13 protein-coding genes, 19 tRNA genes and 3 rRNA genes are annotated in these 22339 nt (G+C 37.0%); 34 read left to right on the forward strand and 1 reads right to left on the reverse strand.

What is annotated here, in order from left to right; genetic code table 11:
* Positions 1–108: 108 nt before the first annotated feature.
* The 30 genes from LHL71_RS01550 to LHL71_RS01695 all read left to right on the forward strand — a co-directional run bounded on the left by LHL71_RS01550 (position 109) and on the right by LHL71_RS01695 (position 17116).
* Positions 109–288 carry a hypothetical protein gene (locus tag LHL71_RS01550; protein WP_227361300.1) on the forward strand — a complete coding sequence of 60 codons (180 nt, stop codon included), beginning with the start codon at positions 109–111 and terminating at the stop codon, positions 286–288.
* Between the two features lie 161 nt (positions 289–449).
* A complete protein-coding gene (locus LHL71_RS01555) occupies positions 450–716 on the forward strand; it encodes a phosphocarrier protein HPr (RefSeq protein ID WP_227361301.1) in 267 nt (88 codons plus the stop codon).
* The gene (gene ptsP / locus LHL71_RS01560) at positions 716–2446 is read left to right on the forward strand and encodes a phosphoenolpyruvate--protein phosphotransferase (protein WP_227361598.1); all 1731 of its coding nucleotides are present in this window, start codon (positions 716–718) and stop codon (positions 2444–2446) included. The genes LHL71_RS01555 and ptsP overlap by 1 nt, the downstream gene beginning before the upstream one ends.
* 140 nt (positions 2447–2586) lie before the next feature.
* A complete protein-coding gene (locus tag LHL71_RS01565; protein ID WP_227361302.1) occupies positions 2587–3783 on the forward strand; it encodes a glycosyltransferase family 4 protein in 1197 nt (398 codons plus the stop codon).
* A gap of 20 nt (positions 3784–3803) precedes the next feature.
* Complete coding sequence (locus LHL71_RS01570; protein WP_227361303.1) at positions 3804–4826, forward strand: glycosyltransferase family 4 protein; 1023 nt, start codon at positions 3804–3806, stop codon at positions 4824–4826.
* 3 nt (positions 4827–4829) lie between these two features.
* Positions 4830–5858: a lysylphosphatidylglycerol synthase transmembrane domain-containing protein gene (locus LHL71_RS01575; RefSeq protein ID WP_227361304.1), complete on the forward strand. Its 1029-nt coding sequence runs from the start codon at positions 4830–4832 to the stop codon at positions 5856–5858.
* A gap of 30 nt (positions 5859–5888) precedes the next feature.
* Positions 5889–7958: an LTA synthase family protein gene (locus LHL71_RS01580; protein ID WP_227361305.1), complete on the forward strand. Its 2070-nt coding sequence runs from the start codon at positions 5889–5891 to the stop codon at positions 7956–7958.
* Positions 7959–8392: 434 nt separating this feature from the next.
* A 16S ribosomal RNA gene (locus LHL71_RS01585) occupies positions 8393–9965 on the forward strand.
* A 213-nt stretch (positions 9966–10178) separates the two neighbouring features.
* Positions 10179–13099: ribosomal RNA gene (locus tag LHL71_RS01590) — 23S ribosomal RNA — on the forward strand.
* An 81-nt stretch (positions 13100–13180) separates the two neighbouring features.
* Positions 13181–13297 (forward strand): 5S ribosomal RNA (rrf, locus tag LHL71_RS01595).
* The 16S, 23S and 5S rRNA genes sit together here with 19 tRNA genes alongside, the layout of an rRNA operon.
* A gap of 7 nt (positions 13298–13304) precedes the next feature.
* Positions 13305–13377: transfer RNA gene (locus LHL71_RS01600), tRNA-Val, on the forward strand.
* A 7-nt stretch (positions 13378–13384) separates the two neighbouring features.
* Positions 13385–13457: transfer RNA gene (locus LHL71_RS01605), tRNA-Lys, on the forward strand.
* Between the two features lie 38 nt (positions 13458–13495).
* Positions 13496–13568, forward strand: a tRNA-Thr gene (locus LHL71_RS01610).
* Positions 13569–13571: 3 nt separating this feature from the next.
* A tRNA-Gly gene (locus LHL71_RS01615) sits at positions 13572–13643 on the forward strand.
* Between the two features lie 11 nt (positions 13644–13654).
* Positions 13655–13740 (forward strand) — tRNA-Leu (locus LHL71_RS01620).
* Between the two features lie 5 nt (positions 13741–13745).
* Positions 13746–13819, forward strand: a tRNA-Arg gene (locus LHL71_RS01625).
* Positions 13820–13823: 4 nt separating this feature from the next.
* Positions 13824–13897: transfer RNA gene (locus tag LHL71_RS01630), tRNA-Pro, on the forward strand.
* 32 nt (positions 13898–13929) lie between these two features.
* Positions 13930–14003: transfer RNA gene (locus LHL71_RS01635), tRNA-Met, on the forward strand.
* A gap of 9 nt (positions 14004–14012) precedes the next feature.
* A tRNA-Ile gene (locus tag LHL71_RS01640) sits at positions 14013–14086 on the forward strand.
* 57 nt (positions 14087–14143) lie between these two features.
* Positions 14144–14233 (forward strand) — tRNA-Ser (locus tag LHL71_RS01645).
* 7 nt (positions 14234–14240) lie between these two features.
* Positions 14241–14314 (forward strand) — tRNA-Met (locus LHL71_RS01650).
* A gap of 4 nt (positions 14315–14318) precedes the next feature.
* Positions 14319–14393: transfer RNA gene (locus tag LHL71_RS01655), tRNA-Asp, on the forward strand.
* Positions 14394–14396: 3 nt separating this feature from the next.
* Positions 14397–14469: transfer RNA gene (locus LHL71_RS01660), tRNA-Phe, on the forward strand.
* 23 nt (positions 14470–14492) lie between these two features.
* Positions 14493–14563: transfer RNA gene (locus tag LHL71_RS01665), tRNA-Gly, on the forward strand.
* 9 nt (positions 14564–14572) lie between these two features.
* A tRNA-Ile gene (locus LHL71_RS01670) sits at positions 14573–14646 on the forward strand.
* 2 nt (positions 14647–14648) lie between these two features.
* Positions 14649–14736, forward strand: a tRNA-Ser gene (locus tag LHL71_RS01675).
* Between the two features lie 22 nt (positions 14737–14758).
* Positions 14759–14830: transfer RNA gene (locus LHL71_RS01680), tRNA-Glu, on the forward strand.
* A gap of 21 nt (positions 14831–14851) precedes the next feature.
* A tRNA-Met gene (locus tag LHL71_RS01685) sits at positions 14852–14925 on the forward strand.
* A 4-nt stretch (positions 14926–14929) separates the two neighbouring features.
* Positions 14930–15004 (forward strand) — tRNA-Asp (locus LHL71_RS01690).
* An 84-nt stretch (positions 15005–15088) separates the two neighbouring features.
* Entirely contained in the window at positions 15089–17116 is a 2028-nt protein-coding gene (locus LHL71_RS01695) for a copper-translocating P-type ATPase (protein ID WP_227361306.1), read from the forward strand.
* A gap of 24 nt (positions 17117–17140) precedes the next feature.
* Here LHL71_RS01695 and LHL71_RS01700 read toward each other — a convergent pair whose 3' ends face one another.
* The gene (locus LHL71_RS01700; RefSeq protein ID WP_227361307.1) at positions 17141–17638 is read right to left on the reverse strand and encodes a monooxygenase; all 498 of its coding nucleotides are present in this window, start codon (positions 17636–17638) and stop codon (positions 17141–17143) included.
* A gap of 103 nt (positions 17639–17741) precedes the next feature.
* On the opposite strand from LHL71_RS01700, the gene LHL71_RS01705 reads away from it, so the two are divergent.
* From LHL71_RS01705 to pepF, 4 genes are all read left to right on the forward strand, one after another.
* Positions 17742–18485 carry an MBL fold metallo-hydrolase gene (locus LHL71_RS01705; protein ID WP_227361308.1) on the forward strand — a complete coding sequence of 248 codons (744 nt, stop codon included), beginning with the start codon at positions 17742–17744 and terminating at the stop codon, positions 18483–18485.
* Between the two features lie 110 nt (positions 18486–18595).
* Positions 18596–19288, forward strand: a complete 693-nt coding sequence (locus tag LHL71_RS01710) for an adaptor protein MecA (RefSeq protein WP_227361309.1) — start codon at positions 18596–18598, stop codon at positions 19286–19288.
* A gap of 56 nt (positions 19289–19344) precedes the next feature.
* Positions 19345–20463, forward strand: coding sequence for a competence protein CoiA (locus tag LHL71_RS01715; RefSeq protein WP_227361310.1), 1119 nt, complete (start codon positions 19345–19347; stop codon positions 20461–20463).
* A 35-nt stretch (positions 20464–20498) separates the two neighbouring features.
* On the forward strand, positions 20499–22304 hold the full coding sequence (pepF, locus tag LHL71_RS01720) for an oligoendopeptidase F (RefSeq protein WP_227361311.1): 1806 nt from the start codon (positions 20499–20501) through the stop codon (positions 22302–22304).
* Positions 22305–22339 lie beyond the last annotated feature (35 nt).

Raw genomic sequence — 22339 nt, forward strand, 5'->3', positions numbered from 1 at the left:
AAAATAAGATCGAAAAAGAATTTTGACCTTCTTTGACCTTTGATAGATATTATACATCTAAAGTGATAACATTCAAGTAAAAAGTACTATTAAAAGAGGTGAATCAAATTGGATAGCCAATCAAACTATACTGCCTTGTTAAATCAATTAGTAAATGAAGAGATTGATCAGTTTAAAATTACACCTAGTCAATTTCAAGAATTTCAAATAGCCTTCATGAATTTTGATAAACGCAAGCGAGTGATCGGATCTGCTGAAAAAAATGGAGAAATAGTATATCATTTATAAGAACACTAAATAATGATATTTTTATTAAAATGAAAGCGTTTAATGAAATGCTTGTCTTTTATGAAATATATTGATATTCTTAATGTATAAGAAATTTTCTGTTTACGGAATTTTCTCACTAACCGATTTAAATATTGATGATAACAAGGAGATTGATTATTATGGAAAAACGCGAATACAAAGTTATTGCAGAAACTGGGATCCATGCACGTCCAGCAACTTTACTTGTTCAAACTGCAAGTAAATTTAATTCAGACGTTTCATTAAGTTACCAAGATAAATCAGTAAATCTAAAATCTATTATGGGAGTTATGTCACTCGGGGTTGGCCAAAATGCGGAAGTTACTATTTCTGCTGATGGTGATGACGAAAAAGAAGCTATGGATGCAATCAGTGACACAATGAAACAGGAAGGTCTAATTGATTAATCATGAAAACAATAAAGGGAATTGCCGCAAGTGATGGAATCGCGATTGCCCCTGCTTTTCGATTGGTAGAACCTAATCTATCTTTTGAACAACGAACAATTGATGATCCATCCCAAGAAATTGACCGTATCAATGCAGCACTAGAAGCTTCAAAAAAAGAATTAGAAATCATTAAGCAAAAAGCTGAAAAAAACCTGGGAACCGAAGAAGCTCAAGTTTTTGAAGCACATATTACTATTTTGTCTGATCCTGAAATGATTAAACAGATCACAACTGAAATTCAAGATAAGTTAGTTAATGCGGAACAAGCTCTTGCTGATGTTACTGATAGTTATATTCAATTATTCCAAGCTATGGATGATAATGAATATATGAAGCAACGTGCATCGGATGTTGCTGATGTAACAAAACGCGTTATGAGTCATTTATTGGGAGTAGAACTTCCTGATCCAGCTTTAATTGATCATGAAGTTGTAATTATTGCGCATGACCTTACTCCTAGTGACACCGCACAATTTGATACTAACCTTGTAAAGGGAATTGTTGCTGATCTAGGAGGTCGCACATCTCATTCTGCCATTATGTCTAGAACTTTAGAAATTCCGGCAGTAGTTGGTTCAGAAACAGCAACTAATGACATTAAAGAAGATATTATGGTAATTGTTGACGGATTAACCGGTGATGTGATTGTTGATCCAAATGATGATCAAATTTCAGAATATAGACAAAAACAAACTAAATACTTAGAAGAAAAAGCAGAATGGCAAAAGCTTAAGACTAAGCAAACTACTTCTGCAGATGGTAAACATCCAATTTTAGCTGCTAATATCGGTACTCCAAAAGATATGGATGGTGTACTTGAAAATGGTGCTGAAGGTATTGGACTATACCGAACTGAATTCTTATATATGGATTCTAATGAATTGCCATCAGAAGATGATCAATTTAAAGCGTATAAAGAAGTCGTTGAAAAAATGGGCGATAAACCGGTAGTTATAAGAACTATGGATATCGGTGGTGACAAAAAGTTGCCATATCTACCATTGCCAGAAGAAATGAATCCGTTCTTGGGCTATCGAGCAATTCGAATTAGTTTAGATAAGGATGATATTTTCAGAACGCAATTACGAGCTTTATTACGTGCATCAAGTTTTGGTAATCTTTGGATTATGTTCCCAATGATTGCTACACTTAATGAATTCCGTTCAGCTAAGAAAATTTACGAAGAAGAACGTGAAAAATTAATTAATAGTGGAGTTAAAGTGGGCGACATTAAACTTGGTATTATGATTGAAATTCCGGCAGCAGCAGTTTTAGCAGATAAATTTGCTAAAGAAGTTGACTTTATGAGTATTGGTACCAATGACTTGATTCAATATTCAATGGCCGCCGACCGTGGTAATGAATGTGTTTCATATTTATACCAACCATACAATCCATCTATTCTACGTTTAATTAAACGAGTAATTGATTATTGTCACTTAGAAGGTAAGATTGCTTGTATGTGTGGCGAAATGGCGGGTGACCAAATCGCCGTTCCATTGTTATTAGGAATGGGCTTGGATGAATTTTCAATGAGTGCTACTTCAATTCTTAGAACTAGATCATTAATTAAAGATTTGGATTCTAAAAAAATGGCTGAGTTAGTTAACAAGGTTGTTAATGAAGCAGAAACTAATGAACAAGTTCGTCAAATGGTGATTGATGCCGTTCCAGAAATTAAGGATTAATTAAAATAAAAAGGCAGCTATCTAGATATCTAGATAGCTGCCTTTTTGAGTGATAGACTTATTGCATTGGGTTAAGTAAACCAATATAATTACATTAATTGTGTGTCAGGAATTAAATCTTATAGAAAGGGGTACTTGCCGTGAACATTGGCCTATTTACAGATACATATTTTCCACAGGTTAGTGGGGTAGCCACTTCTATTAAAACCCTAAAAAATGAATTGGAGCGACGTGGTAATAAAGTATATATATTTACAACCACCGATCCCCATGTTGAAAAAGATACTTATGAAAGAAATGTATTTAGATTTTCAAGTATTCCGTTCATTTCTTTTTCCGATCGGCGAATCGCCTTTCGAGGATTATTTAGAGCATATGAAATTGCTAAAGAGCTTAATTTGGATATTGTCCATACCCAAACTGAATTTTCAATGGGAGTAATAGGTAAATTTGTTGCTAAAAATTTAAATATTCCCTGCGTTCATACTTACCATACAATGTATGAGGATTACTTGCATTATGTAGCTAATGGTAAGTTATTAAAACCAGTCCACGTTAAAGAAGCTACTTTAGCGTTCTGCCATAATTTATCGGGAGTCGTAGCTCCTAGTAACCGAGTATTAGATACGTTAACTAATTATGGAGTTAAAAGTACGATGAGAATTATTCCTACGGGAATTAACGTTGATAAATTTACAACTAAAGGAAAAGACGATATCAGGAAAAAGTATAGTATTAGTCATGATCAACCGTTGATGTTATCTTTAAGTCGCTTATCCTTTGAAAAAAATATTAGCGGATTGATAGCATTGTTCCCAAGTATCTTAAAACAATTACCTAATACCGTGTTAATGATTGTTGGTGATGGACCATCTAAAGATGATCTTGAACGTCAGGTTAAAGTTAGCAATTTAGAGCAAAACGTTATTTTTACGGGAGAAATTAATAATGAATTAGTTAATTCTTATTATCAAGCTGCTGATGTATTTGCTTCTACTTCCAGTTCAGAATCTCAAGGACTAACTTATATTGAAGCAATGGCTTCTGGATTGCCAGTAGTAGTAGGAGTAACTCCATATACTAATGAATTGCTAAATAGGGAATCTCTGGGAGCAACTTATAATAATAACGATGAGTTTATTAGCGAAGTAGTTAATTACTTAAAACATCCGGTGGATAGAAATGATGTTAATAATCAAAAAGTTTTAAAAGCTAAGTTAGATGAAATTTCAGCGGTAACTTTTGGTGATCGAATAATTGATTTTTACCATGATTTACAGCTCGATCAGGAATTAAGTCCGGATTACGCAACTAGGTCTAATGATACTAATGAATAGGTTAGGAGTAATAATTAATTATGATAAAAATTAACATGTTTTCTAGTGCTGATAAAGTTAAGGGACAGGGGGTAGGTAGTGCATATCTTGAATTAATTAATATGTTAAAAAAAACCTCTGATAACCAATTTGATATTACAATTAATCAGTCTGGAACAGCCGATATAACGCACTACCACACCATTGATCCTAAGTTTTATGTTTCCACATTTTCTAAGCAGCGAGGCAAAAAAATTGGCTACGTTCATTTTTTACCAGAAACATTAGAAGGTAGTTTAAAGATTCCCCAGCCTTTTAGAAATATTTTTTATAAATATGTAATTTCTTTTTATAAGCGGATGGACCATTTAGTAGTAGTTAATCCTACATTTATTCCTAAATTGGTAGCTTATGGAATTGATAAAAATAAAATTACCTATATTCCTAACTTTGTTAGTACTGATGAATTTTATGCAGTAGACGATGCAACTAAAAATCAATTACGTCAAGAAATGGGATTTAGTAAGGATCAGTTTATTGTTTTAGGTAGTGGCCAAGTGCAAACTCGTAAGGGAGTTTTGGACTTTGTTAAGTTAGCTAAAGCTAATCCGGATGTTCAATTTATTTGGACAGGTGGCTTTTCATTTGGAAAAATGACAGACGGTTATAAGGAACTCGAGAAGGTAGTAAAGAATCCGCCCAAAAATTTGAGCTTTCCAGGCATTGTTGATCGAGATAAATTAGTTAAATATTATAATATTGCGGACTTATTTTTATTGCCATCCTATAATGAACTATTTCCAATGTCAGTATTAGAAGCATTTTCAACTCACACTCCAGTAATGCTTAGAGACTTAGACTTATATAAATCGATTATTGATGGCTATTATTTACCAGCTAAGGACTTTTTAGAAATGGATTATCAAATTAAGCTTTTATCTAGGGATAAATCTAAATTAGAAACCCTAGAAGAAAAATCTAAACAAGCGGCTAATCAATATTCAGAAGAACATTTATCAACTGTTTGGAAAAAATTCTATACGAAACAGATAAGGAATGATTAGGTAGTGACTAGAAAAAATAAATTAGCTTTTACAGCTATGGTGATTATTGGTGTTTTAATCCTAGGTTATTCTTTAAAGGATATTAAACTCAGTATTTTGATTCGCGATCTAGCCCACATTAATCTTGTTTATTTATTCGTCGCATTTTTATGTATCTGTATCTACTTATTAATAGAAGCTTGTATCACAAAAATTTTAGTGAGCAGTAGCGTTAAGGGCTTTACTTTTAAAGACGCCCTAAGAGTTCCGTTAGTTGAACAATTATTTAACGGAATTACGCCGTTTTCATCGGGTGGTCAACCAGGACAATTATTTGTAATGGTGCAATCCGGTATAGATGGAGGCAAGGCTAGCTCAATTCTATTAATAAAATTTGTAGTTTATCAGTTAATGATTGTAATTAATTTTTTTATTAGTTTATTGATCGGATTTAATTTTGTTGCGAAAAAGTTACATTATCTCGCATTATTCTTAATATTTGGTTTTTTAATTCATTTATTTGTTATTATAGGATTGTTGATGGTAATGTATATTCCTAAGCTAACTAAACGGCTAGTTAATATATTAATTTATCCAATTAAATGGTTTAAATCACCAGTTAAATTTGATGAATTAGCTACCGTTTTAGATAAAAAAATCGATATTTTATATGCGGAAAGTATTCGATTGGGTAGAAGTCCTAAATTGATTCTAAAAATTTCAGGATTAACTTTTATTCAATTATTATTTTATTATTTAATTCCTTATTTTATTATGATTTCATTGGGATATACTTCAGCGAATGTAATGTTGGTGGTTAGTTTACACGTTATTATAGTAATGATAATTTCTTTATTTCCCATTCCAGGAGGATCTGGTGGGGCTGAATTTAGTTTCGAAGCATTATTTAGTAACTATATAACTAGTCACAGTAAATTAGTGGTCGCAATGGTTATCTGGAGACTTATTACTTATTATTTTGGGATGATAATGGGAGCAATTGCTTTAATTGTTAAACCTGATAAAGTAAAAGATCCAGCTAGAAAAAATTAATCTGGATTTAATTTGGAGGAACAAATTGTAATGTCGGGTTTGAAAAATAAATTTAAGCTAAAAAATGTGCTTAATACTAGGTTGGGATTTTATATCTTTACCGTACTTTTATTTTGTATTAAAACTTATTTAGTTTATAAAACAAAATTTACTCTGGGAGCAAAAGGCTCACTTCAAGAATTCATTTTAGCGATTAATCCAATTCCTGCCGCACTATTGACGTTTGGATTGGCGTTATATTTTAGCGGTAAATTATCGTATTGGTTGTTAATGATTATTGATTTTATTGAATCTACTTGGATATTTGCTAATATTGTGTATTATCGTGAATTTTCTGATTTTCTATCAATGGGAATAATTAAGGGTAGTGGTAATGTCCAAAATAATCTAGGCAAAAGTTTAATGGAAATTATTCATCCTAGTGACTTTTTAGTTTATTTAGATATCATCATACTAATTGTTTTATTGATAGTTAAAGCAATTAAAATAGACTACCGTCCGTTTAAAAAGTGGAAGGCAGGAATTGTTTCTTTAATATCATTATTACTGATGGGATCAGAATATAGTTTAGCTAGTTCAGATCGTTCTGGATTATTGACTAGAACTTTTGATAATAATTATATTGTTAAGTATCTAGGACTAAATGAATATGCAGTTTTTAGTGCTTATCAAACACAAAAAGAAACTTCTACACGTTCTAAAGCCAGAGCTAGTGATATGAATAGTGTCTTGAAGTATTTAAAAAATAATCGTGCTAAAGAAAATGTTCAATATTTCGGTAAAGCTAAAGGTAAGAATGTATTTATTATTCATCTAGAAAGCTTCCAACAATTTTTAGTGAATTATAAAGTAGATGGTAAAGAGGTAACTCCAACTATTAATAAGTTCTATCACAATAAAAATACAGTTGGATTTGATAATTTCTACCATCAAGTTGCTCAAGGTAAAACTTCAGATGCTGAAATGATGATGGAAAATTCATTATTTGGTTTACCTCAAGGATCAGCTATGGTTACTTACGGTGCACAAAATACTTATCAAGCTGCTCCGGCCATCTTAGATCAAAAAGGCTACACTACAGCAGCATTTCATGGAGATGTACCAAGTTTCTGGAATCGAGATAGTACCTATAAGTCATGGGGATACCAATATTTCTTTAGTTCAGAATACTATAAACAAAAATCTGCTGATTACAGCATTGGATATGGTTTAAAAGATAAGATCTTCTTTAAAGATAGTGCAAACTATATCCAACAATTACCACAACCATTTTATGCTAAGCTAATTACTTTAACTAACCATTATCCATATGAAATTGATAAACAAAATACTGATTTTCCTGCTACCACAACTGGTGATAAAACGGTAGATCCATATGTTCAAACTGCTCACTATTTAGACCAAGCCTTTGCAGAGTTTATGGATTATCTACAAAAAACAGGTTTATTAAAAGATAGTATGATTGTTTTATATGGTGATCACTATGGAATTTCGAATAACCATAGGGATGCAATTGCTCAATTATTGAATAAGAAAGAAATAACTTCTTATGATCTAGCACAATTCCAAAAAGTACCATTTATGATTTATAGTCAGGGACTAAAAGGTGGCATAAATCATAATTATGGTGGCGAGATAGATGCTTTACCAACCCTATTACATTTATTAGGCGATAAAAACAATGATACAATCCAATTTGGAACTGATTTATTGTCTAAACAACATAAACAAATTGTAGCGTTTAGGAATGGAGATTTTGTAACCCCTAAATATACAAAAGTTGGTAACGATGTTTATTTAACCAAATCAGGAAATAAAATAGATCCTAATGAAAAACAAAAGTCTGAAATAGCTCAGTTACAAAATCATGTAACAACTGAGTTATCTTTATCAGATCGTGTTATTTATGGAGACTTACTAAGGTTTTACAAGCCAAAAGGATTTAAGAAGGTTAATACTAAAGACTTTACGTATAAGTACACGACTGCCTTGGATAACCTTAAAAAAATACAGACTGAAAAGCCAACTAGTATTGAAGCTAAAAACGACAATCAGTCTACAATGGATGAATATAAAACTGATGCCCCAGAATTACAATAAAACGCCTAACATATGTTAGGCGTTTTTTATTTAAAAAAGTTGTTGACGTATTACAATAACCCATGTATTATATATTATGCTGCTTGATTGAAAGACAACTAGATAAATAAAAAAAGTTGTTGACACAAGCAAGTGAGCTTGTTATGATAGATAACGTTGCTTGAGAGAGATTACTTAATTGGTTGAATTAATTAAGTTAATTAAATTAAAAAAAGTTGTTGACGCAAGCAATTGAATCTGTTATTATTAAATAGTTGTCAAAACGATAATAAATAAGTTATGACAACGAAGTAGATCTTTGAAAACTGAACAAAGTTTCGATTAAACAAATGTGCAGGGCGTCATAAATCATTTCGGTTTATGACCAAAACATTTGCGAAGTCAATTCGCTAGTAAATAGAACAACAAAATGAGCTTACAAGCTTAATCATTTTTAAAATGAGAGTTTGATCCTGGCTCAGGACGAACGCTGGCGGCGTGCCTAATACATGCAAGTCGAACGCGTCCTCGTTTAAAACAATTGGTGCTTGCACCGAGCGTTTTAAACATTGGGACGAGTGGCGAACTGGTGAGTAACACGTGGGTAACCTACCCTAAAGCAGGGGATAACACTTGGAAACAGGTGCTAATACCGTATAACAACTGAAACCGCATGGTTTCGGTTTAAAAGGTGGTTTTGCTACCACTTTAGGATGGACCCGCGGCGCATTAGCTAGTTGGTGAGATAATAGCCCACCAAGGCAATGATGCGTAGCCGACCTGAGAGGGTAATCGGCCACATTGGGACTGAGACACGGCCCAAACTCCTACGGGAGGCAGCAGTAGGGAATCTTCCACAATGGACGAAAGTCTGATGGAGCAACGCCGCGTGAGTGAAGAAGGGTTTCGGCTCGTAAAACTCTGTTGTTGGAGAAGAACAGGTGTGATAGTAACTGATCATGCTTTGACGGTATCCAACCAGAAAGCCACGGCTAACTACGTGCCAGCAGCCGCGGTAATACGTAGGTGGCAAGCGTTGTCCGGATTTATTGGGCGTAAAGCGAGCGCAGGCGGTTTTTTAAGTCTGATGTGAAAGCCTTCGGCTTAACCGAAGAAGTGCATCGGAAACTGGGAGACTTGAGTGCAGAAGAGGACAGTGGAACTCCATGTGTAGCGGTGAAATGCGTAGATATATGGAAGAACACCAGTGGCGAAGGCGGCTGTCTGGTCTGTAACTGACGCTGAGGCTCGAAAGCATGGGTAGCGAACAGGATTAGATACCCTGGTAGTCCATGCCGTAAACGATGAGTGCTAAGTGTTGGAGGGTTTCCGCCCTTCAGTGCTGCAGCTAACGCATTAAGCACTCCGCCTGGGGAGTACGACCGCAAGGTTGAAACTCAAAGGAATTGACGGGGGCCCGCACAAGCGGTGGAGCATGTGGTTTAATTCGATGCAACGCGAAGAACCTTACCAGGTCTTGACATCTTCTGCCAACCTCAGAGATGAGGCGTTCCCTTCGGGGACAGAATGACAGGTGGTGCATGGCTGTCGTCAGCTCGTGTCGTGAGATGTTGGGTTAAGTCCCGCAACGAGCGCAACCCTTATTGTTAGTTGCCAGCATTTAGTTGGGCACTCTAGCAAGACTGCCGGTGACAAACCGGAGGAAGGTGGGGATGACGTCAAGTCATCATGCCCCTTATGACCTGGGCTACACACGTGCTACAATGGACGGTACAACGAGTCGCGAAGTCGCGAGGCTAAGCTAATCTCTTAAAGCCGTTCTCAGTTCGGATTGCAGGCTGCAACTCGCCTGCATGAAGTCGGAATCGCTAGTAATCGTGGATCAGCATGCCACGGTGAATACGTTCCCGGGCCTTGTACACACCGCCCGTCACACCATGAGAGTTTGTAACACCCAAAGTCGGTGAGGTAACCTTTTGGGGCCAGCCGCCTAAGGTGGGACAGATGATTAGGGTGAAGTCGTAACAAGGTAGCCGTAGGAGAACCTGCGGCTGGATCACCTCCTTTCTAAGGAATAAAGGAAGCCTGCACATTAATCGAAACTTTGTTTAGTTTTGAGAGGTCTACTCTCAAACTTGGTTCTTTGAAAACTAGATAATATTAATTTTTCTGTAGTAATTATAATAAATATAATTAAACCGAGAACACCGCGTAATTTTGAGTTTTTAACAAGAAAAAATCGCAAATACTCAATAACTAATGCACAACCGTAGGTTGTGAGGTTAAGTTATAAAGGGCGCATGGTGGATGCCTTGGCACTAGGAGCCGATGAAGGACGGAACTAACACCGATATGCTTCGGGGAGCTGTACGTAAGCTTTGATCCGGAGATTTCCGAATGGGGAAACCCAGCAATCTTAGTCGATTGTTACTACTTAATGAATACATAGTTAAGTAGAGGTAGACGTGGGGAACTGAAACATCTAAGTACCCACAGGAAGAGAAAGAAAATTCGATTCCCTAAGTAGCGGCGAGCGAACGGGGAACAGCCCAAACCAATGAGCTTGCTCATTGGGGTTGTAGGACTGAACATTTGAGTTACCAAAGTTATTGATAGCTGAACAACCTGGGAAGGTTGGCCAAAGAAAGTGATAGCCTTGTAGGCGAAATCGATAACTCTCAGTTCAGGATCCTGAGTACGGCGGAACACGTGAAACTCCGTCGGAATCCGGGAGGACCATCTCCCAAGGCTAAATACTCCCTAGTGACCGATAGTGAACCAGTACCGTGAGGGAAAGGTGAAAAGCACCCCGGAAGGGGAGTGAAATAGTTCCTGAAACCATGTGCCTACAAGCAGTTAGAGCCCGTTAATGGGTGATAGCGTGCCTTTTGTAGAATGAACCGGCGAGTTACGGTAACATGCAAGGTTAAGGTGAAAAGCCGGAGCCGCAGCGAAAGCGAGTCTTAATAGGGCGAATAAGTATGTTGCTGTAGACCCGAAACCAGGTGATCTACCCATGTCCAGGCTGAAGGTGCGGTAAAACGCACTGGAGGGCCGAACCCGTGTACGTTGAAAAGTGCTGGGATGAGGTGTGGGTAGCGGTGAAATTCCAAACGAACTTGGAGATAGCTGGTTCTCTCCGAAATAGCTTTAGGGCTAGCCTCGGAATTAGAATCATGGAGGTAGAGCCACTGTTTGGGTAAGGGGTCCGTCATGGATTACTGAGCTCAGATAAACTCCGAATACCATTGATTTATGTCCGGGAGTCAGACGGTGAGTGATAAGATCCATCGTCGAAAGGGGAACAGCCCAGACCACCAGTTAAGGTCCCTAAATATATGCTAAGTGGAAAAGGATGTGGAGTTGCTTAGACAACTAGGATGTTGGCTCAGAAGCAGCCACCATTTAAAGAGTGCGTAATAGCTCACTAGTCGAGTGATTCCGCGCCGAAAATTTACCGGGGCTAAGCATATTACCGAGACTGTGGACATGAACTTTGTTCATGTGATAGGAGAGCGTTCTAAGGGCAATGAAGCTAGACCGTAAGGACTAGTGGAGCGCTTAGAAGTGAGAATGCCGGTATGAGTAGCGAAAGATCAGTGAGAATCTGATCCACCGAACGACTAAGGTTTCCTGGGGAAGGCTCGTCCTCCCAGGGTAAGTCGGGACCTAAGCCGAGGCCAAGAGGCGTAGGCGATGGACAACAGGTTGAGATTCCTGTACTAGTTAATCATGTTTGAGCGATGGAGGGACGCAGGAGGCTAAATTGTGCACACGGCTGGAAATGTGTGTTCAAGCAATAAGTCAGGTTAAGAGTCAAATGCTTTTAACCGGGTTGACAAGTTGTGATGAGGACCGAAATAAAGTAGGGAAGCAATTGACGTCACACTGCCGAGAAAAGCTTCTAGTTAGTGATTAACTACCCGTACCGCAAACCGACACAGGTAGTCGAGGAGAGTATCCTAAGGTGAGCGAGTGAACTCTCGTTAAGGAACTCGGCAAAATGACCCCGTAACTTCGGAAGAAGGGGTGCTGTCCGCAAGGACAGCCGCAGTGAAGAGGCCCAGGCGACTGTTTATCAAAAACACAGGTTTCTGCAAAATCGTAAGATGACGTATAGGGGCTGACGCCTGCCCGGTGCTGGAAGGTTAAGTGGATGAGTTAGCATTTAATGCGAAGCCCAGAAATGAAGCCCCAGTAAACGGCGGCCGTAACTATAACGGTCCTAAGGTAGCGAAATTCCTTGTCGGGTAAGTTCCGACCCGCACGAAAGGCGTAACGATCTGGGCACTGTCTCAACGAGAGACTCGGTGAAATTAAGATACCTGTGAAGAAGCAGGTTACCCGCGACAGGACGGAAAGACCCCATGGAGCTTTACTGTAGCTTGATATTGGGTGTTGATACAGCTTGTACAGGATAGGTAGGAGCCATTGAAGCCGGGACGCTAGTCTCGGTGGAGGCGTTGGTGGGATACTACCCTAGCTGTGTGGACACTCTAACCCGCACCACTTAGCGTGGTGGGAGACAGTGTCAGGTGGGCAGTTTGACTGGGGCGGTCGCCTCCCAAATAGTAACGGAGGCGCCCAAAGGTTCCCTCAGAATGGTTGGAAATCATTCGCAGAGTGTAAAGGCAGAAGGGAGCTTGACTGCGAGACAGACAGGTCGAGCAGGGACGAAAGTCGGGCTTAGTGATCCGGTGGTACCGTATGGAAGGGCCATCGCTCAACGGATAAAAGCTACCCTGGGGATAACAGGCTTATCTCCCCCAAGAGTCCACATCGACGGGGAGGTTTGGCACCTCGATGTCGGCTCATCGCATCCTGGGGCTGTAGTCGGTCCCAAGGGTTGGGCTGTTCGCCCATTAAAGCGGTACGCGAGCTGGGTTCAGAACGTCGTGAGACAGTTCGGTCCCTATCCGTCGCGGGCGCAGGAAATTTGAGAGGAGCTGTTCCTAGTACGAGAGGACCGGAATGGACATACCGCTGGTGTACCAGTTGTTCCGCCAGGAGCATCGCTGGGTAGCTATGTATGGATGAGATAAACGCTGAAAGCATCTAAGTGTGAAACTCGCCTCAAGATGAGATTTCCCATTCCTTTATGGAAGTAAGACCCCTGAGAGATGATCAGGTAGATAGGTTGGAAGTGGAAGCGTAGTGATACGTGGAGCGGACCAATACTAATCGGTCGAGGACTTAACCAATAGAGTTGATTTGGTGTTCTCAATGCAGAAAAATTAATATTAGCTAGTTTTGAGAGAACGAAGTTCTTTCTAGATATATAGTGTGGTGGCGATAGCCAGAAGGATACACCTGTTCCCATGCCGAACACAGTAGTTAAGCTTCTGAACGCCGATAGTAGTTGGGGGATCGCCCCCTGCGAGGGTAGGAAGTTGCCATGCTTCATATGGAGGATTAGCTCAGCTGGGAGAGCATCTGCCTTACAAGCAGGAGGTCACAGGTTCGATCCCTGTATCCTCCATCCATATGAGTCGTTAGCTCAGTTGGTAGAGCATCTGACTTTTAATCAGAGGGTCGGCAGTTCGAGCCTGCCACGACTCATTAAAATTTAATATAATTGCGCATAGTATTTATATTATGCCGACTTAGCTCAGCTGGCAGAGCACCTGTCTTGTAAACAGGGGGTCGGAAGTTCGAATCTTCTAGTCGGCATATGCGGAAGTAGTTCAGTGGTAGAACATCACCTTGCCATGGTGGGGGTCGCGGGTTCGAATCCCGTCTTCCGCTTTAACACCCTTGCCGGGGTGGCGGAATTGGCAGACGCACAGGACTTAAAATCCTGCGGTCAGTGATGACCGTACCGGTTCGATCCCGGTCCTCGGCATTTATGCACCCATAGCGCAACTGGATAGAGTGTCTGACTACGAATCAGAAGGTTGTAGGTTCGACTCCTACTGGGTGCATTCTCGGGAAGTAGCTCAGCTTGGTAGAGCACCTGGTTTGGGACCAGGGGGTCGCAGGTTCGAATCCTGTCTTCCCGATAGCATTTATTCAATGCTTGATGTAACTTAATCGCGGTGTAGCTCAGCTGGCTAGAGCGTCCGGTTCATACCCGGGAGGTCGGGGGTTCGATCCCCTCTGCCGCGATAGAGTCTTGGACCTTTAGCTCAGTTGGTTAGAGCAGACGGCTCATAACCGTCCGGTCGTAGGTTCGAATCCTACAAGGTCCATTGACTTACAAATGTAAGTGTGTTATACTATAAATATACTTTTTACATTTATCATATGGAGGATTACCCAAGTCTGGCTGAAGGGAACGGTCTTGAAAACCGTCAGGTGGGTCAAACCACGCGAGAGTTCGAATCTCTCATCCTCCTTTATTATCGCGGGATGGAGCAGTCTGGTAGCTCGTCGGGCTCATAACCCGAAGGTCGTAGGTTCAAATCCTGCTCCCGCAATTTTGGTCCGTTGGTCTAGTTGGTTTAGGACGCCTGCCTGTCACGCAGGAGATCACGAGTTCGAGTCTCGTACGGACCGGATGGCTCGGTAGCTCAGTTGGTAGAGCAATGGATTGAAGCTCCATGTGTCGGCAGTTCGATTCTGTCCCGCGCCACTTACAATTTAATATTTTATTATGCGGGTGTAGTTTAGTGGTAAAACCACAGCCTTCCAAGCTGTTGTCGCGAGTTCGATTCTCGTCACCCGCTTTTTATTATGGGCCTATAGCTCAGCTGGTTAGAGCGCACGCCTGATAAGCGTGAGGTCGATGGTTCGAGTCCATTTAGGCCCATTGGAGAAGTACTCAAGTGGCTGAAGAGGTGCCCCTGCTAAGGGTATAGGTCGCGTAAGCGGCGCGAGAGTTCGAATCTCTCCTTCTCCGTTTTATTTAAAATAAATATAATGACCCGTTGGTCAAGTGGTTAAGACACCGCCCTTTCACGGCGGTAACATGGGTTCGAATCCCGTACGGGTCATCACTTAACTTAATATATTATCGCGGGATGGAGCAGTCTGGTAGCTCGTCGGGCTCATAACCCGAAGGTCGTAGGTTCAAATCCTGCTCCCGCAATTTTGGTCCGTTGGTCTAGTTGGTTTAGGACGCCTGCCTGTCACGCAGGAGATCACGAGTTCGAGTCTCGTACGGACCGTAAATTTAAAAAGGTTGTTGCTTAATTTAAAGCAACAACCTTTTTTGCATTATAATGTTCAATAAATAAGAAGGAGGGGAAGATATGGATCACTCATCAATGAAAATGAATAATGATGAACATAATGGGCATAGTAGTAACCATATGAAATCCATGAATAAAAAATTTTGGATTGCCTTAATTTTAACTATTCCTATTATTTTATTGGAGCCGCTTCATGGATTTGAATTATTTAATAATAAACCGAACATTTTCTCTGAAATCATTGTACTTATATTGGGGTCGATTATATATTTTTATTGTGGGGAACCTTTTTTTCAAGGCGCTAAATCTGAATTTAAAAATAAGAAACCTGGTATGATGTCGTTAATAACGCTAGGTATTACGGTAGCATATTTTTATAGTATTTATGCCTTTTTAGCTAATAATGTATTAGAAATTACCTCTCATATTAATAATTTTTGGGGTGAATTAGCGACTTTAATTGATATTATGTTGTTAGGTCACTTAATAGAAATGAGGTCAATTAGTGCCTCAGGATCGGCCGTGGACGCATTGGCAAAATTATTACCAGATAATGCGGAATTAGTCGATAGTAAGGGTGGAACTAAAAGTATTCCTATCAATCAAATAAAAGTTTCAGATGTATTGCGAGTTAAACCTGGTGAAAAAGTTCCTGCTGACGGATTAATTGTTAAGGGGGCTACTTCTATAAATGAATCATTAGTGACTGGTGAATCTAAATTAATCAATAAAGGTATTAATGATAAAGTAATCGGTGGTTCAATTAATGGTAATGGTACTTTTGAATTAAAAGTAACTCAAAATAAGCAAAATAGTTATCTTAGCAAAGTAATGCATTTAATTGATAATGCTCAAGGTAGTAAGACTGTTACCCAGAATTTAGCTAATCGCATTGCTGGATATTTATTTTATGCAGCTTTAATTATTGCCATACTAGCATTTATATATTGGATTGCCACCAAAGGAATTAATTTTGCTTTACCAATTGCAGTCACAGTCTTAATTACTGCTTGTCCACACGCTTTAGGACTCGCAATTCCATTGGTTATTTCTAGATCAACCGGAATAGCTGCTAAAAATGGTCTTTTGATTAGAAATCAAGATTCCTTAGAAAAATCTAACAAACTAAAATATGCTTTATTGGATAAAACAGGGACCTTAACTCAAGGGCAGTTTGTCTTAAACTATTACCATAGTTTTAATCCTCAATTTACTGATTTAGATATTTTATCAATTGCGGCCGGCTTAGAAAAACAATCTAATCATCCATTGGCTAAAGGAGTTTTAGCTAAAGCGAGTGAGCAATCTGTTGAAATACCAGATGTTAGTGATGTACAACAAAAAAGTGGTATTGGTTTAAGTGGAACGATTAATAATCAAAAATATCAATTGGTTTCTATTAACTATGTAATTCAAAAAAGTATTGAGTATGATCCATCAGTTTTTAATGATGTTTCAAATCAGGGGAATTCGGTTAGTTTTCTAATCCAGAATAATCAAGTTATCGGAATGATTGGCGAGGGTGACCAGATTAAAGAAAATTCTCCAGAGTTAATTAGTTATTTAAAGCAAATGGGAATAAAACCGGTTATGCTAACTGGTGATAATGCAAATGTTGCCCAATCGATTGCCAATAGACTTGGGATAACTGATTATCAAGCGGGATTATTACCTGAGGATAAAGAAAAGCTGGTAGTTAAATTCCAAGAACAAGGAGAAGTTCTTTTTATCGGAGATGGTGTAAATGACGCTCCTAGTTTAAGTCGTGCTAACCTTGGAATTGCCATTGGATCTGGTACCGATATTGCCATTGGATCTGGTACCGATATTGCTATTGAATCAGCTGATGTAGTGTTAGTTAATAGTGATCCTAAGAGTGTAATTTCCTTGTTAAAATTAACTAAAAAAGCTCGAAATAAAATGGTACAAAATTTATGGTGGGGAGCAGGCTACAATATTGTGGCTTTACCATTAGCAGCCGGGATTTTAGCTCCAATTGGCATTATATTAAGCCCTATGGCTGGAGCTATTTTAATGTCAATAAGTACAATCATAGTGGCAGTTAATGCTATGACCTTAAAAATATAAATAAAAAAGCCTAGGATAAAAATCCTAAGCTTTTTTTGATACAATTGGTTTATAGCTAACCGAATCGAAATAAAAACTTTGTGAGTTTTTATAAGTGTTTTTCCACTTATCAATTACATCATTTTTCCATACATCAAAATCACTAGGATTTTGCCAACTAGTTAGAATTACACGACGATTGATATCTTTTTGGTAATGCATAGAATAAATAGTTTCCATACCGTATGGTAAATCAGTCATTAGTAGGTTGACTTTAGAGTCAAAAACCTGTTGTTGTTCTGGTCCTAAAAAAATTGTTGTAAAATTAATAAATAAATTTAAGTTTTGGTTACCAGTTTTGGCTAAAATATCAAAATTTACGGGAGAGCTAAAAACACTCTGTTCGTTGGTTTGATCTAGTAGCATAATTGTGTTAGGTTTGTTGGTAGCAGAATACATAATTAGTTTTCGATCGGGATACTTATTTTGAATATTTGATAAAATCGGCATACTGCCAAACGTTGTTGAGATTTGATTAGTCATTGTAAGATCCTCCCCATATGAATAAACTCTAACTGTTATTAATTATACGTGGAATAATTTAAATTATACAATGATATGTATCGTAATTAATTAAGGAGAAGATATGAAATTAACTATTTTAGGATATTTAGGTGGGTTTCCAAGTCATAACATTGGAACTAGTAGTTATTTATTAGAATCAGCTGATTTTAGTTTATTAATTGATTGTGGAAGTGGGGCGTTAATAAATTTAGAAAAACTCAAAGATCCTTTATCACTAGATGCAGTAATCTTATCGCACTATCATGCTGATCATATAGCTGATGTTGGTGTTTTACAATATTACTGGCAACTTCATCCAGAGCATTATAAATTAAAAGAGTTGCCAATTTATGGAAATACTGAGGATATGGACAATTTTAAAAAGTTGGATTGGCCCAAATCAACTCAAAAAATGGGGTTTAGTGCAGATGATTCTTTACAAATAGGACCATTTGAAATTAGTTTTTTAAAGACGCATCATCCAGTGCCAACATTTGCCATGCGAATTGTTGAAACAACTACCCAAAAGGTATTGGTATTTACGGCTGACACGGGTTATTTTGATCAATTAGTTGATTTTTGTAAAGATGCCGATGTGTTAATGACGGACACTAATTTTGATAATAGCAATACTAGTGATGTCCGTTGGCACATGACTGCCGATGAAAGTGCTCATTTAGCTTTAGATAGTCATGCTAAAAGATTAATTTTAACTCATTTACCGGATGATCAACGACTTGCAAAAATTAAACAAGAAGTCGCTCAAGTTATTAATGATCAAATTAGGGTTCAGTTAGCTCAGGAAGGTTTACAAATTGACATTTAAATGTAAAAAACTTGTAGTTGCCTAACACTAGACGTATCATTTAGATGAATAAACATGTTACAATAATACAATAAATTAGCTTCCATTTTATGAAAAAGAGGTGGCAACGAATGGAAATGAAACGAATTGATGAAAATACAATTCGAGTAACAATTGGGGTTGAAGACCTAGACAAACATGGTATTACCGTATTAGATTTACTTGGTGATCATAAACAAGTTGAGTCATTCTTTTATAGTGTGTTGGATGAAGTAGATATCGAACATCAATTTGAGAATAATGATGCCGTTACTTTTCAAGTTTTACCTAGTAGAAATGGTCTAGAATTATTTATTAGTAAGGATAATAATATAATTCAAGGTTTAAACAGAATTAATGCTGAGGCCAACGAATATCAAGATCCCGAACAAACTGAAGAAAAATGGATTGATTATAAACCAGATTCATTTACGGAGTATAAAGCTAGAGCTAAAAAAGAAAAACGAGAGAAAGAACGCCAAGCTTTTTCACCTAGTCTAAAAGTTGAAGTTTTTGAGTTTAGTGATTTTAATACTTTTGTAGATTTGGCTCAAATTCTTCACTTAGAAAACGGCTTATCAGATTTATACTTGTATAAAGGAAAATATTATCTAAAAATTGAATTATATGGTAACGATGAAAAAGATAACTTAGTAAGTAATCAAATTGCCATTGCCAGTGAATATGGCAAAAAAACTAAAGTTACGGAAGATGTTTTATCAGAATATGGTGATTTATTAATGTCAACCAGTGCTTTAGAATTAGCTAGACACTACTTTAAATAAAAGCTACTTTCAAAATTGAAAGTAGCTTTTTACGTAATTACTTTTAAAAGGTGATTATGATTTTAATTGCAAAGCAAGTTAAAGACCAGTGCTTAGTGGTAGCCAATCAAGCTAGTAAACATGAAAAATATATCTGTCCAAATTGTCAAGAAATAGTGACTTTAAGACAAGGAACGATTAAAATATCTCATTTTGCTCATCAAAAAGATTCTAATTGTACTAAACTAAGTGAAAATGAAAGTCGGGCACATTTATTAGGCAAGCTATTTATTTATCAATCATATGTTAAATTAGATAGCCATATAGCTCTAGAGGTGGTATTTAAAGATATCGAGCAACGTGCTGATGTATGCTTACCTCAATGTAACCTAATTATTGAATACCAATGTAGTCCCATTAAATTTGATAAACTTTTAAAGCGGACTAAAGGATATCAAAAAATGGGCTATACGGTTTTGTGGTTATTAGGAGATCCATATGTTCGACAAAAAATTAATAAACACTTGCTAGCTAAGTTTGCTCATTTTAGTGAAAAACTAGGTATATATTTAATGTATTACGAGACTACCAGTCGTAAATTATATTTAAGATATAATATCATCGAAAAAAATTCTAAATTAATATACCAAGAAAAACGATTTTTAAATATTAACGCTTTTTATCAATTTAAACAAAGTATGCATATCCATGAGTACTTAAATAGCCCTATGGAAATAAATCAATACTTAATTAATCTACAAAGAAAAATCATTAGTGGCAGTGCAACGTATTTAAAAATTGTTGAGTTATGTTATCAACATGGTTACATAGTGGTGGGATGCCCTATGGTATGTCATGATAACAAGGGAAGTTTTCCACTATTTAAAACTACTAATTTGGAATGGAAAATTTGGTTAATTTTAAAAATTTTTAATGGTAAGCAATTGATCTGGAGTAAAGAACAATTAAATGCATTATTTAGGCAGCTTATGGTTAATTTTAATTGCCAATTTATTCAAATTGATAACTATACGCGGTTAACACAATTATTGGTATTAGATTTTTGGGACGACTTAATCCGAAATAAATATATCATTCGCATTAATGAGGGATATAAAATTATTAATTTTCCTAGATGGTATGCCGATTTAAATATTAAACAAAAAACTTTATTATCTAAAAATAAAATTATATGATATTTATTAATAAACTAATTGACTGGAGAATTGTTATGGAAGAAAAAGTTTTACCAACTAGAGGTGAAGTCCCAGAAAGTCTAACTTGGGATTTAGCAACTATTTTTAAAAATGATGATGAATTTGAAACTGAATTTATGAATCTTCAACAAGCTTTTCCTAAATTTATGGAGTTAAAAAGTAATTTAACTGCTAGTGCTGAATATTTATTACAGGCGGTTAAGGACTATATGGATTTAAATCGCCGCTTAGAAAGAGTGTATGTTTATTCTGAGTTAAAAAATGATCAAGATACTAGTATTGATAAGTACCAATCAATGAAATCTAAAGTAGAAGCCTTGGTAGCGGATTTCGGTAGCCAAACGGCTTGGATACAACCAGAAATTCTAAAAATATCTGCTAAGCAAATGCAAGAATTTTATAACCAAGCTCCTGAACTTAAAGATTATCAACGATTTTTTGACCAAATATTTGAGAATCGAGATCATATTTTAGATGACAAGGTGGAACAAGTTTTAGCCGGAGCTAGCGATATTTTTAATTCAGGATCTAAAACTTTTGGAATTTTAGATAATACCGATTTATCCTTCCCGTCAATTGAGAATGAAGACGGCCAAATGGTTAAATTATCTAGTGGAGTATACAGTGTGTTACTTGAATCAAGTGACCGCAGAGTTCGTCGTGAAGCGTTTGAAAAATTATACGAGGTATATGGCCAATTTCAACATACTTTGGCATCAACATTAACTTCTACGGTTAAGGATCATAATTTTAATTCTAAGATACGTTCATATGACTCAGCGCTTACGGCGGCTCTAAATAATACAGAAATTCCTAGCGAAGTTTACCATAATTTAATTAAAGCGGTTAACAAAAATTTGCCTTTACTTCATCGTTATGTAAAATTACGTAAAAAAATCTTAGGTGTCCCAGAACTACATATGTATGATATGTATACCTCTTTATTGAAGGATCCGGCACCTAGTTATAAATTTAGTGAGTCTAAAGACCTTTCGTTAGAGGCTTTAAGAGTTTTAGGTTCAGACTACATTAAAAATGTTCAATCTGAATTTGATGATCGTTGGATCGATGTAGTAGAAAACCAATATAAACGCAGTGGTGGTTATTCATCCGGTAGCTATGATACCAATCCGTTTATCTTACTCAATTGGCATGATAATTTAGATAATCTATATACTTTAATTCATGAAACCGGTCATAGTATGCATAGCTTTTATTCGCATAATAATCAACCTTACCAAACTGGCGATTATCCAATCTTTGTTGCCGAAATCGCCTCTACTACTAATGAAAATCTATTGACGGATTACCTATTAAAACTTCCTGATCCGGATAAATCAATTCGCAAGTATGTGTTAAATTATTACCTAGATGAATTTAAGGGAACGGTCTTTAGACAAGCTCAATTTGCTGAGTTTGAAGAATTTATCCATGAACAGGATGCTAAAGGAACTCCACTAACTGCTAATTTCTTAAATGATAAATATTTAGAGTTAAATCAAAAATATTATGGTAACGATGTGATTTCAGATGATCAAATTGCTTTAGAATGGTCCCGTATTCCACATTTCTATTATGATTTTTATGTTTATCAATATGCTACCGGATTTTCGGCAGCCACTACTTTAGCTGATAAAATTATTAATGGTTCAGATCAAGATACTGAGAACTACTTGAATTTCTTAAAATCAGGGAGTTCTAAAAAACCAATTGATACTATGAAATTGGCTGGTATTGATATGACTAAACCTGATTATCTACAAGTGGCGTTTGATATTTTTGAGCAACGCTTAAATGAATTTGAAAGTTTCTTTGAATAAAATAAAAAATCCGGTAGCTTTAGCTACCGGATTTT

Origin of the sequence: Lentilactobacillus laojiaonis (assembly GCF_020616595.1) — a bacterium.
In the GTDB taxonomy this organism is placed as follows: Bacteria; Bacillota; Bacilli; order Lactobacillales; family Lactobacillaceae; genus Lentilactobacillus; species Lentilactobacillus laojiaonis.